Here is a 12175-nt window from a genome sequence, read left to right as displayed (position 1 = left end):
CTCGAGTAGTTTATATGCTTTATTTTTTTTCATGAACTAACGTATTTTAGCCTAGATTCAAACACACATTATACTGTTCTTCATTCTTAGCCCCTCCATCACTTGTGAGTATTGCCATGAAAATACCTGTTGAACTGATTCAAATGTTACGAAATAGTCAAGAGATTGCCGTTTTAACAGGGGCGGGTATTTCGGCGGAAAGCGGTGTGCCTACTTTTCGTGAAGCACAAACAGGTTTATGGGCGCAGTATAATCCTGAAGAGTTAGCGACCCCGCAGGCGTTTCAACGCAATCCTGCCTTAGTGTGGGAGTGGTACGCATGGCGTAGAGAGTTAGTAGCAAAAGCACAGCCAAATCAGGGACACCTTGCCCTTGTTAAAATGGGGATGTATCAAAAGAATTTAACGATTGTGACACAGAATGTGGATGGTTTACATCAACGGGCAGGCAGTCAAAATGTTATTGAATTACATGGAAATATTCAACGCTTTAAATGTGCAACTGAACATCGAATTTTAACCGAGTGGGGCGAACAAACGGCTATCCCACCTCATTGTCCGCATTGCCATGGCTTGATTCGTCCTGATGTGGTTTGGTTTAACGAAAATTTACCTGAACAGGCATTAACACAGGCGTTACAGTTAATAAATCGTTGCGATATGTTATTAAGCATTGGTACGTCTGCGCTGGTTCAGCCTGCGGCATCATTGCCCTTAGTTGCGCTACGTGCGGGTGCAACGGTTGTGGAAATTAATCCCGATACGACCCCTTTAACGGCTCATGCTCAATTTGTTTTGCAAGGTAAAGCAGGGGAAATTCTCCCGCAACTGCTACAAGTTACTTGGGGAAGTTTGCAAGAGTTATCATCATGTTAGTAGAACAATTGCGTCCATTAGCTTCTATTATTCGTCATTATCTTCAACAACATCCTGATGGAATTGGTGAGTATGAGCTGTTGAAATATTTGCAAAAATCACAGCAAGCGGGATTTCCTGATGTGTCGCTGACAGCATCCTTGCCATTGTTTCAAATGCACTTTTTATTGTTTCATGTGTTGTATCAGTTACAAACTGAATTCCATACTGCGCAAATCGGCGAATTAGTGATTAATCCGTTAAAAATTCAATTATTGCCTTATCAAGCCACACAGACAGAAAATAGTTTAAGCGAACAAGATACATTACGTCGTTATTATTTAGATTTAAGTCACTTAGAAAAAACAACCGAACAGGATGTTAATCAATTACTCAATCAATTCTGGACACGTTTCCATGCTCAAGACAAGCGTCAAAATGCGCTGGCAACGTTAGGATTACAAGAGCCTGTCAATGCGGATGCGATTAAATACCGTTATCGGCAATTAGTCATGCAACACCATCCCGACCGTGGTGGCGATAAGCAAACCTTGCAGACGATTAATGAAGCGATGGAGATTTTAGAAAAAACTAATTTACCGCGTAAAAGTACCGATGATTGAGGAGCATAACAAATGCGTATCTGCGGGTGGCTGGGCATTTCTGGGCTAATGTTTTCTATGGCAAGTTTTGCGGATATGGGCGACGATTTGATTCAAGCTGCTGAACAGGCATTAATTCAGCAAAATCAATTGCAAGCTGAGGAAAAATATCAGCAAGCCTTAAATTACTATACGCAACAAGCAGAGAATCAAGCAAAGCAAATTAATGTGTTATTGCAACTGTCTATCCTTGCGTATCAACAAGGTGAATTTTCAAAAGCAATTCCGCTGTTAAAAAAAGCGGTTAGCCTGTGTGAGGTTATAAAAAATGCTAGTGTGGACTGTTTCGCTGTTTTACATAATCTTGGCGCAACTTATCAGGCACAAGGCGAAAATGATTTAGCTGAACCGTTTTATCATCAATTATTAACCTTGCAAATAGCAAAGTTGGGTGAAAATGCCCGCGATATTATCCCAACATTAAACGCATTAGCCAGCCTGAGTTATCAACTCGGACGTTATCCACAAGCACAGCATTTTTATCAACGTTTATTAAGCCTGCAAGAAATCCATCAACAACCTGTATTAGCAACATTAGAAGCCCTCGCCGAGCTGGCATTTACGCGCTTTAAAGATTTATCCACAGCGCAAAAACTCTATGAACGGGTATTGACCTTACAAACAGTTGATGGGGAAAGTCTTGCAGTAACAAATACATTAAACTTATTAGGGTTAATTGCGTTTCAACAACAAGATTACGCAAAAGCCGAGCCGTTATATCAGCAAGCGTTAGCCTTACGTGAAAAATTATTAGGGAGAGAACACGCAGATGTCGCAGTAAGTTTGAACAACCTAGCAAAATTATATGCAACACAAGGTCAGTATGAAAAAGCAAAGCCGTTATATATAAAAGCAATTACTATTTTAGAACAGCAGGAAATTCCCAATAATCCTATTTTGCGAAAAGTGAAGGAAAATTTACAAAATTTATTAGTACAACAATCACAATAATTATTTTTCAGTCTGTTATATCTTCATTGTCTGAATCAGAATTCACAGAATTTAAACCCCTTAAACCAAGAAATGAATGCGAATCACGTTTTTTAATGCTGCTAATTCTGACAACTCTGTGAATTCTGATTCAGACAAGCTGTTGTCTTTTTTAAAAGAAACTCGCCGAACTTGGGTTTAAATAACAACTTTCTGCAACCGTAAACTAACTGTTGTTCCTCCTGTTTCATCCTGTTGTGTATTCACCTTAGATTGCACATGAATAGAACCTTGATAAGCTAGCATTAAACGCGACACAAGGGCTAGGCGATAGCCCGAACCTGCGGGTTCACCAGCCGCCCCCATTCGGGCAGTTGTTTTATTTAAATCAAATAATTGCGGGCATAATTTTTCTGACATACCGATGCCATAATCTTTTATATTTAAAATAATAAATTTTTCATCTAAATCAAATGCTTGTATTTGTATATAACTATTAGGATAAGAAAACTTAATTGCATTGTTTAATAACGTGGTAAGCACTTGTTGACTGAATGAATACGGTTCAACAAGAACAGTGAAATATGCAGGAATATCAATATTAACCGTGATATTTTTTTGTATTAAATAATTTTTTTGCGTTAATAAACTGGCGTTGAGTGTGTCTAGTAAACAAACAGGTGACAAGCATAATTGTTTTTCTTGTAATTCTCTAATTCCTCTCACAATATCTATTAGTTCTAAGCCTGATTGTGCAGATTCTAATAATACTGATTGCATACGCATCAACATATCGGCTGATGGACTCATGCTTAATAAAGACACAACGGCACTTAAAGGCGTGGTTAAATCATGGCAAAGCAAATGAAGCAGGGCTTTACGTTCTAATTCCTGATGTTTACTAGAAACTGGTGTGCGTAAACTTAAATGTGCAGTCACACAAGTTCTTAAGCTATCTAATTGTAAAGGATGGAATAAATAACCAACCGCTCCCGATTTGATGCCTTGAATTAACGCCGTAATATCTTTAGCAGTGACTAATAAAATCAAGGGAATATTTGCTGTTTGTGGCGATTGTCCTATGAATTGACACCATTCAAGATAAGGAATGCTGTCAATCGTACAGTTCAACAAAATAATATCAATGGGTTGATTCGCTAATTCATCCATTAATTGCGCTTGGGTTTGCGCTAATATCACTTGATAACCGCTAGAGCGTAGTGCTGTTTCAATTAATTGAATTTGCGCAGTATCTTTGTCGATTAATAAAATGTGCGGTTGTTGAGGTGTTTTCATGAGGATGGGCATAAAATAAGGGGACGGTAACAATTCATCATTATAAAAAGCTTTCTGTGAACAAACAATTATACTCTGCACAACTGCAATGGGATGCTGATGGCAATCCTTATGCGAGCCAATTTCAAGATATTTATTTTTCAAAACAAGGCGGTTTAGCTGAAACCGAAGCGGTTTTTTTAGCCAATAATAATTTGCCTCAACGGTGGTTAAATCATGATTTTACACAAATGCCGTTTACGATTTGTGAAACAGGTTTCGGAACAGGACTGAATTTTTTAACCACATGCCACCATTTTTTAAACCAGCCTTTGCCTGCACAGTCCGTTTTACACTTTATTTCTATTGAAAAATTTCCCTTATCTCAAGCAGATTTAAGTAAAGCCTTAGCAAAATGGGCAATACTCACCCCTTATGCAGATACTTTATTAAATCAATATCCTGCATTAGTGTATGGCTGGCATCGTCGACAGCTTGCACAAGGTCGAATTGTTCTGACGTTAGGCTTAGGTGATGTTAATGAGCTGTTAGCGAATTTATATGCAGATAGACAGCGAGGTTTAGTCGATGCGTGGTATTTAGATGGTTTTGCACCAGCCAAAAATCCTGAGATGTGGCAAACCAGTTTATTTGAACAAATGCGTCGTTTAAGTCGCTCTCAAGCAACATTCAGCACATTTACCGCTGCGGGGCTGGTGCGTAGGGGATTAACCGCAGTCGGTTTTCACGTGGAAAAAGTCGCAGGCTTTGCAGAAAAGCGGGAAATGTTACGCGGTTTTTTACCTGATAAAACGATGCCTGATAAGCCTGTTGCGCATACTACGAGTTTACCTGCATGGTTTCACTATCCAGACTATCAAGCGGATGAAAAACACGCGGTGATTATTGGTGCAGGATTGGCAGGCACAGCAACAGCACAGGCTTTAAGCCGACGGGGTTGGCGTTGTACTTTGTTGGAAGCACAACCTGCTATTGCTTTGGGAGGTTCTGGCAATCGGCAAGGGGTATTTTATCCACTTTTATCAGCAAGCTGGGAAGATATTCCAACACAGTTTTATTTAAGTGCGTATCAATTTGCACAGCGACATTTACAGGCGTTAAATCAAATTGATATGCCAATTTTTACCGCTTGCGGGGTGTTGCAACTGGCAACAACAACGGCGTTACAAATTCGATTCGCTAAAATTTTACAAGCATTACAGTTACCTGTGGAGATAGTACAAGCTGTTTCAGCACAACAAGCCAGTGCATTAGCGGGCATTTCATTGGAACATAACGCGCTGTATTTTCCTCAAGCGGGTTGGGTTGCAACCGCACAAGTCAGTCAATATCAATTAAATCAAGCCCGTCAACAAGCTGAAATTGTTCTACAGTGCAATGTAACGGTAGCACATTTGCAAAAAACGGCGGAAAGTTGGCAAGTCTTAGACGCACAAGGGCATTGTTTAGCACACGCTCCCGTCGTGATTTTTACCAATGCACAAGGGTTTAAAAGTTTTCCCTATGCGCAGGATTTACCGTTGCAAGCGGTGCGGGGTCAAGTCAGTTATGCCCCTGCGAACAGGAACAGCCAAGCGTTAAAAATGGCGTTATGTTATGAGGGATTTATCACCCCTGCATGGGAACATCAACAGGTTATCGGGGCAAGTTATGATTTAACCACGACAACGCCTGAAATTCGTACAGCGGATAATCAAGCAAATATAGAAAAATTACAGGCGATTAATGCAGACTTAGCGCGAACATTTCCGCCTATTATTTCCGCCCGCAGTGCTGTCCGTTGCAGCAGTTTAGACCATTTACCGCTTATCGGTGCATTGCCTGATTATGCACAATTTATGAAGGATTACGCTGATTTACAACACGGCAGACCGAGTGAGCAATATGCACCACCGCATTATCATCAAGGGCTGTATGTGAATCTCGCGCATGGCTCGCGGGGCTTACTCTCTGCTCCCTTTGGTGCGGAGTTATTAGCCAGTTTAATCAATCATGAACCCTTACCACTGCCTCAACAAGTATTAAGCGCATTAACGCCACAACGGTTTTGGGTCAGACAATTAAAACGGGGAAAATGAAACTAAACATTTCTACTTAAACAGCTTCATTTTTTTTATATGCTGTGGAGACAAAAGCAGATTTGCGCGTTAAACGTAAACCATCGCGCAGATTTAGCCCTAATAAAGTGATATTCACCACACCTGCAACGAGTTCCACAGCCTGCACTAACCAAAACACAGCATCAAACTCTCCTGCGAAGGCTTTTGTATAAAGAAAATAAGCACAGGGAATTAAAACAAAAATACCATTCATCGCAATCAACGGCATCCGCTTTAATTTATGCTGTGCACGCGCTTGTTTAAAAGAAACCCCTGTTGCGCCCGCCATGATAATGCATGGAATTAATAGCCCAATGCCGTATAACACCCATAATTTAACTTGGATGACGGTTTCAGCACTGCCGAATGATTCCGCGCCTAACGTTGCCACCCAAAAACTAGCAATTAAACACAATGCCAAACTGCCCGCTATTGCATGAATTTTTGTTTTTACACGCATGATATGCTATCTCTTTATTAATCATTCACTAAATGTTCTCGTAATTGTTGTAAGGTGTGGAGCGTTGTTTGTAAATTTTCTCGTGTGATGCCTTGCGCTAAACGATTGACCCAAATCATTTGCAATCGTTCAACCTTATGATAAACATCTAATCCTGTTGGAGAAAGTTGGTATAAATAACTGCGCGAATCAGCGGGATTGGATTGTTTAACAACTAACGACTGTTGTAACAGTAAATTGATATTTTTCTGTACACCTTGACGAGTAACGCCCATCACGCTAGCAATTTGTGGCACAGTGACTGCGTGCGGTAAGGCATATGCCATTGCACCCAAAACTTGCCAACGTGCGCTATTAATTCCCAGTTCTGCAACTAAGGCATCACCCGTCGTTAATAACTCGCCATTCACCCTAAAAATCTCCAGAATCGTATCGGTTAATACTTTTCCTTCAGGACTATGCACCATACACCCTACCTCATGACAGAAATAAATATAGCAATTTTGACAACCAGTTGTCAATTTAAGCCTTAATAAAAATTAACCTGAGTTATGCGAGTTTCTTTTAAAAAGACAAGCAATTGTCTGAATCAGGATTTTCAGAATTAACAGGATTTAAAACCTTTAAACCAAGAAATTAAGGTGAATCACGCTTTTTAATTCTGAAAATCCTGTGAATCCTGTGAATTCTGATTCAGACAAAAAAAGACCTGCTAGGTTTTCACTTAAATTTAAACCACTTTATGATAACCTGAGTTCTGCGAGATTTCATAGATGAAACAGTAAATTGCTCGTTACCAAGTTTCACTGGGTAATGCCGACTCGCCAAGTTCTGCTTGGCTTGTCCTTGAACGTTTCAATCTTAAGTCTGCTTGTATTCACAAGCGGAGCTTCAAGGCAGGCATTACCACGCAGAGCTTGGTAACGAGCAATTGTTGGAGCCTAATAAATGAAACTAACTGTAGAAATTGCAAGTGTTCCAGATAGAGATAGTGTTGTCGCCGAAATATGGTCTAATGATTTTATGCTCGCAGAAATAATTCAGTGTGATACAGGTGAGTGTATTATTGAGTTGTACCCAAATCGACACGAAAATACTGGGGTATGGGAAATTAATCTTGATGATTTTATTCAATCGCTAACAACTGCTAAAAAGCGTCTTCTGGGGTAGTAAACCAAGTAGGTGGGCATTGCCCACCTACGACGCTATCGGTCGCCTACTCACGCAAACACTCACTGACGGCAGAGTGGTTTATTACCAATAACCTGAGTTCGGCGAGTTTTATAAAATAAAACAGAGACCTGCTAGGTTTTCAAAACCTAGCAGGTCTGTTGGAACACGCGAAAAGGGTTGATGGACTGGCAGAGATTATTCTCTTGTTTTTCATCAAAATTCACCAGACAAGATTACAACATTGTCTGAATCAGGATTTTCAGAATTAACAGAATTAGCGGAATTTAAAACCCTTAAACCAAAAAGTAAGATGAATCATGCTTTTCAATCCTGCTAATCCTGAAAATCCTGTGAATCCTGATTCAGGTAAGCTGTTGTCTTTTTTAAAAGAAACTCGCCGTACTCGCGTTAAGTAAAAGACCTGCTAGGTTTTGAAAACCTAGCAGGTCTGTCGGAACGCACGAAAAGGACTGGCAGATATCATTTAAGCATTTAAACTTAAAAAATTTACAACCAGTTACCCATTAAAATAAACGGCGACCAGTAAAAAGGATGTTGATAACGTGGGTCTTTTAAAAGGACTAACTGTGCTTGTTGTAAGGATTCTGCTTTGTTTAGACGGTCAGTAGCGCGTAAATGGTAAAGTTTACTCATTAATTGCCCCGTACTTTCATCATCCACTTGCCATAAGGTTGCAATCACGCTTTTTGCACCGCGTAATTGTGCCAATGTGCCAAAGCCTTCAATTTCTTTCCCATCGGCTTTTTTATTGCCCATTGCGGTATTACACGCGGATAGGGTTAATAAATCTAAGGGACTGAAATCGTAGCCTATACGAATTTGTGCAAGGGTTAATTTTTCACCATTGCCCAGTAGCAAATACGAGTTACTATCACCGCCTACAGGTTCAAATACGAAATGGCTGGCAATATGTAAAATGGGTGTACCTAAGTCTAAGACTTCATTGAGTGTTTTTGTATTAAAGTCTTTGTTAAGATAAATATTGCCTTTTAAAACGGATTTAATACTACTCAGTTCATCTTCCACCGCAGGCAGGGCGTTAAAACCTTCTAGGGCTTGGCTTACGCCTAATCCTGCAAAATAGCTATCTTCTGAAGGTTTGCTTTCTAAATTGCTTTTTGCCGCTTCCGTGTAAAGTACAACCGCGTATTGTTCGGCAACGTAGTGTTGACCGTCATGTAGTGCTGCTAAAGGAATATAACGCAGTACACCATCTAAAGAGACCATCAGCGTTTTTGCATCTGCTTGTCTTAAATCGGATTCAATCGGCTTCAGAATTAGGTTGTAGAGTTCTTGCGCTTGAGGAATTGGCGAGCGGGTCACTGTTTGTAAGCTGGTACGGAAATTTTCCAATTTATCGCGGAGCACTATTTCACTGATAGAAGTTTGTCGTACCAGTTGCACGTCGGGCGTTGTGAGGATGATGTGCAATTTATCAGGCGTAATGAGGTAGTGAATTAAAACTGCGCCATGTCCTAAGTTACGTAACGTATTTTGTAATGGCTTGAGTTTATTTAAATTACGCTCGCTGATGTCAATAGAGCGTTGTGTATCTGTATCTTTAAATTGTTTTTTCAATTCACTGAGGTAGTTTTGAAAAGCGGCTTCTGCGGCTTTGGTGTCTTCGACTAATTCATCATAACGGGCGGACTCTTCGGGGGTTAAACCTGTTTGGCGTTTTTTCTGTTTCAATTGTTCCCGTTCTTTGGCTAGACCAATTAATTGATTATTAATCGTGTCATAGCGTTCTGCCCATTCTTGTTCGATAGCGTTGTAAGGGTTTGTGCTACCCGTGCGTTGGGTATTGCTAAAATCGGCATATTCATCTTCTTTGAGCAAGCCTAAAATTTCTTGTGCTTCTACCGTGCGCCCTTGCCCGATGAGTAAGTCGGCAACATTTTGATAAACTACTTTTTTATCTTCAATAAAGCTGGTTTGCAGGGATTTATCGAGTTGTTTGACATTAGAGCGTAGGGCTTGAATTGTGCCGATGGCTTTTTTACCCCAGAAAATTGCATCATTGGTTTGCGATTGTTTTGCCAGTAAACGACTGTAATGATTTTGAATTTTCCATAAAAGTTCGGGTTCTATGCTGGCTAATGGTAGCGCGCGCTCGAATAAGATTTTCGCTTCAACAAAGTTACCTAGTTGCTGATTAAGCTCGCCTAAACCGTTTAAACTTTGCGCAATATCAGGATGTTCTTTGCCTAAGGCTTTTTCCCGAATGGTTAAAGCGCGTTCATAATAAGGCTTGGCTTTTGCGTAATCGCCAAGGCTGTAATAGAGCCAACCGATATTATTTAAACTTAAAGCAACACGCGGATGGTCTTTGCCTAAGACTTTTTCCCAAATATTTAAGGAGCGTTTATAGTGTTTTTCAGCTTGTTCGTAGTCGCCTGTGCTGTAGTAAATTAAGGCTAAGTTATTTAGGCATAAGGCAACATCGGTGTTATTTTCGCCGAGCGTTTTTGTCCAAATACTTAAGGCTTTTTCATACATGGGCTTTGCTTCGGCATAGTTGCCAATGTTGTAATAAAGCAAGGCAAGATTGTTATAAGCCAGTGCAACATCAGGATGTGCTTTGCCATAAACGGCTTCGACGATATTTAATGATTCTTCATAGAATTTTTTCGATTGTGCGTAGTCGCCTGTACTGTAGTAGAGCAGGGCAAGATTGTTCAAACTTTGCGCAACTTCGGGATGCATTCTGCCATAGACTTTTTCACGAATTTCTAACGCACGTTCATAGCGTTTTTTCGCTTCATCATAATTTCCCATGCTGTAATAGAGCAGGGCGAGATTGTTTAAACTCAGGGCAATATCGGGATGTTCTGGGCTTAACTGTGCCTCACGAATCGCCAGCGAGCGTTCATAAAGGGCTTTTGAGTTGGGATAATCGCCCATGTCGTAATAAAGCAGGGCTAAATTATTCAGACTGAGGGAAATATATAAATGGTCTGGTGGAAGCAATTTTTCACGGGTTGCTAAAGACTCCTCGTATAAGGGTTTAGAATCGCTAAAACGTCCCATGTTGTAGTACAACAACCCTAAGTTATTGAGTGCTACTGTGGTTTCTAGGCTTCCTCGTCCATAAACTGCTTCACGCAAAGCAAGCGATTTTTTATGTAATTCTTCTGCTTGTTGATAAACTCCTGTTTGACGGTATAACTCAGCGAGATTATTCAGACTTTCTAATGTGACGCTGGCTTGTTCACCATAGACAGCTTCTCGAATTTTTAAAGCACGTTCATACAGCGGGCGGGCTTGGGGATATTTGCCTGTTTGGCGATAAACTTCAGCTAAATTATTCAGTGTTACCGCAACATCGGGTGAATCTTTTCCAATATTTTTTTCGCGGATAGAAAGCACTAATTCATATAGCGGAATTGCTTGTTTAAATTCGCCCATGCTCCAGTACAGCAGGGCTAAATTGTCAGCACTGAGCGCGACATAATTGTGTTCATCCCCCCATATTCTGCGCCGAATTTTGAGGGCTTTTTCATACAGTGGACGGGCTTTGTTATATTCGCTGGTTTCGTAATATAACAAGGCTAAATTGTTCATACTGGTTGTAGTTTCGAGAACATCATCACCAAGCAATTTTTGTCGTATTGCCAATGCACGGCGATGTAAAGGCTCTGCTTCTGTGTAACGTCCTACTAAGCGGTAAGTTTCCGCTAGCGTGTTTAAAGTCGTTGCAATATCTGCGTGTTCTTTGCCATATAAATTTTCTTGAGCTGCTAATAAGGCTTTATAAGCACTTGCGACTTTTTCAGTATCTTGGGGGCTTTGTAGGTTGATGATGTAAGCGAGCCAATCTAATGCAAAGATTTGTTGTTCTAATTGTTGGCTTGCCTTTGCCGCTTCAAACATTTGTTGAAAGTCATCTGTTGCTTGCTCATATTGTTCTAATTTAGAATGGATTTCTCCCTGATGCGAGAGAAAAATAGAACGGGCGGCTTGATTCGTAGAACACTCGTTATTGAGTAACGCGGAGAGGTGTTTTAATGCTTGTTCCCATTCTCCTCGTTCTTTAGCAGCAAGACTTGCGTCGAACCGTCGTTGACAAGAGGGGTCAAGTTCTATTGCTTGTCCTAGTGTCGAGAGCAATATCAAGCTAACTATAAGATAGATACGCATGTTTTTTCTCTTTAAATTTAGGAAATTATCGTTTCAAAAATAGCGGTAATCAATGTGATGGGTTTATTGACATCTGGCAAGGGTTATTTAGCTTCAATCTGTGTTTGTTAAGTGTAGCGAAGGATAAAAATTTAGTTGCGGTTCTTCGCTTTCTTATCTGCTTGCTTGTTGTACACACTATAAACGATTAAAATAATCCATTCAGTTGCCCGCCTTTGGAGAAGTACCGAAGTGGCTATAACGGCACCGACTCGAAATCGGTTGGGGGCATAACGCTCCACGCGGGTTCGAATCCCGCCTTCTCCGCCAATTATCTTCCGCATTGTGACATATTTGATTCAAAGTGTTGCATCACTTTTGTTGCCCATAATTGACCTGCTCCCTAGTATTTCTCTTTATTGTTTGAAAATGGTGTGATTTATAACAATATCCTGCTTTGCTGATATTGTGCGGTATGTTTCTTGCCGTTTTTGTGCGGGGAAAACCGCTACAATTTAGTTTACTAAAATACTCAAGAATAAACACCAAAGTGGATACTTC

9 protein-coding genes and 1 tRNA gene are annotated in these 12175 nt (G+C 40.4%); 6 read left to right on the top strand and 4 right to left on the bottom strand.

Features of this window, described 5'->3' with window-relative positions:
- Positions 1 to 116: 116 nt before the first annotated feature.
- The 3 genes from BEGALDRAFT_RS16915 to BEGALDRAFT_RS16905 are packed head-to-tail and all read left to right on the top strand — an operon-like array spanning position 117 to position 2467.
- Entirely contained in the window at positions 117 to 875 is a 759-nt protein-coding gene (locus BEGALDRAFT_RS16915; RefSeq protein ID WP_002692136.1) for an SIR2 family NAD-dependent protein deacylase, read from the top strand.
- Positions 869 to 1477: a DNA-J related domain-containing protein gene (locus BEGALDRAFT_RS16910; RefSeq protein WP_002692134.1), complete on the top strand. Its 609-nt coding sequence runs from the start codon at positions 869 to 871 to the stop codon at positions 1475 to 1477. Before BEGALDRAFT_RS16915 ends, BEGALDRAFT_RS16910 begins: the two co-directional genes overlap by 7 nt.
- Before the next feature lie 12 nt (positions 1478 to 1489).
- On the top strand, positions 1490 to 2467 hold the full coding sequence (locus tag BEGALDRAFT_RS16905; protein ID WP_002692131.1) for a tetratricopeptide repeat protein: 978 nt from the start codon (positions 1490 to 1492) through the stop codon (positions 2465 to 2467).
- 177 nt (positions 2468 to 2644) lie between these two features.
- On the opposite strand, the gene BEGALDRAFT_RS16900 is transcribed toward BEGALDRAFT_RS16905, so the two are convergent.
- A complete protein-coding gene (locus BEGALDRAFT_RS16900) occupies positions 2645 to 3742 on the bottom strand; it encodes a hybrid sensor histidine kinase/response regulator (RefSeq protein WP_198284655.1) in 1098 nt (365 codons plus the stop codon).
- Positions 3743 to 3798: 56 nt separating this feature from the next.
- Here BEGALDRAFT_RS16900 and mnmC point away from each other — a divergent pair, with 56 nt between their 5' ends.
- Positions 3799 to 5820 carry a bifunctional tRNA (5-methylaminomethyl-2-thiouridine)(34)-methyltransferase MnmD/FAD-dependent 5-carboxymethylaminomethyl-2-thiouridine(34) oxidoreductase MnmC gene (mnmC, locus tag BEGALDRAFT_RS16895; RefSeq protein WP_002692127.1) on the top strand — a complete coding sequence of 674 codons (2022 nt, stop codon included), beginning with the start codon at positions 3799 to 3801 and terminating at the stop codon, positions 5818 to 5820.
- Positions 5821 to 5836: 16 nt separating this feature from the next.
- On the opposite strand, the gene BEGALDRAFT_RS16890 is transcribed toward mnmC, so the two are convergent.
- Positions 5837 to 6301: a hypothetical protein gene (locus tag BEGALDRAFT_RS16890; protein ID WP_002692125.1), complete on the bottom strand. Its 465-nt coding sequence runs from the start codon at positions 6299 to 6301 to the stop codon at positions 5837 to 5839.
- A gap of 17 nt (positions 6302 to 6318) precedes the next feature.
- The gene (locus tag BEGALDRAFT_RS16885) at positions 6319 to 6768 is read right to left on the bottom strand and encodes a MarR family winged helix-turn-helix transcriptional regulator (protein ID WP_002692123.1); all 450 of its coding nucleotides are present in this window, start codon (positions 6766 to 6768) and stop codon (positions 6319 to 6321) included.
- A gap of 481 nt (positions 6769 to 7249) precedes the next feature.
- Between BEGALDRAFT_RS16885 and BEGALDRAFT_RS16880 the strand changes: the two genes are divergently transcribed.
- Positions 7250 to 7471: a hypothetical protein gene (locus BEGALDRAFT_RS16880; RefSeq protein ID WP_002692121.1), complete on the top strand. Its 222-nt coding sequence runs from the start codon at positions 7250 to 7252 to the stop codon at positions 7469 to 7471.
- 510 nt (positions 7472 to 7981) lie between these two features.
- Here BEGALDRAFT_RS16880 and BEGALDRAFT_RS18565 read toward each other — a convergent pair.
- Positions 7982 to 11635 carry a DUF2225 domain-containing protein gene (locus BEGALDRAFT_RS18565; RefSeq protein WP_002692118.1) on the bottom strand — a complete coding sequence of 1218 codons (3654 nt, stop codon included), beginning with the start codon at positions 11633 to 11635 and terminating at the stop codon, positions 7982 to 7984.
- A gap of 217 nt (positions 11636 to 11852) precedes the next feature.
- Between BEGALDRAFT_RS18565 and BEGALDRAFT_RS16870 the strand changes: the two genes are divergently transcribed.
- Positions 11853 to 11944 (top strand) — tRNA-Ser (locus tag BEGALDRAFT_RS16870).
- The last annotated feature ends 231 nt before the right edge of the window (positions 11945 to 12175 follow it).

It is taken from the genome of Beggiatoa alba B18LD (genome assembly GCF_000245015.1).
GTDB lineage: Bacteria > Pseudomonadota > Gammaproteobacteria > Beggiatoales > Beggiatoaceae > Beggiatoa > Beggiatoa alba.
Note: the sequence above shows the minus strand (reverse complement) of the source record. Positions and strands in the feature narration are given on the sequence as shown.

Excerpts from the sequence above, each read along its gene's own strand:
- BEGALDRAFT_RS16915 (WP_002692136.1), top strand. The coding sequence starts at position 117 with ATGAAAATACCTGTTGAACTGATTCAAATGTTACGAAATAGTCAAGAG.
- BEGALDRAFT_RS16910 (WP_002692134.1), top strand. The coding sequence starts at position 869 with ATGTTAGTAGAACAATTGCGTCCATTAGCTTCTATTATTCGTCATTAT.
- BEGALDRAFT_RS16905 (WP_002692131.1), top strand. The coding sequence starts at position 1,490 with ATGCGTATCTGCGGGTGGCTGGGCATTTCTGGGCTAATGTTTTCTATG.
- BEGALDRAFT_RS16900 (WP_198284655.1), bottom strand. The coding sequence starts at position 3,742 with ATGAAAACACCTCAACAACCGCACATTTTATTAATCGACAAAGATACT.
- BEGALDRAFT_RS16890 (WP_002692125.1), bottom strand. The coding sequence starts at position 6,301 with ATGCGTGTAAAAACAAAAATTCATGCAATAGCGGGCAGTTTGGCATTG.
- BEGALDRAFT_RS16885 (WP_002692123.1), bottom strand. The coding sequence starts at position 6,768 with ATGGTGCATAGTCCTGAAGGAAAAGTATTAACCGATACGATTCTGGAG.
- BEGALDRAFT_RS16880 (WP_002692121.1), top strand. The coding sequence starts at position 7,250 with ATGAAACTAACTGTAGAAATTGCAAGTGTTCCAGATAGAGATAGTGTT.
- BEGALDRAFT_RS18565 (WP_002692118.1), bottom strand. The coding sequence starts at position 11,635 with ATGCGTATCTATCTTATAGTTAGCTTGATATTGCTCTCGACACTAGGA.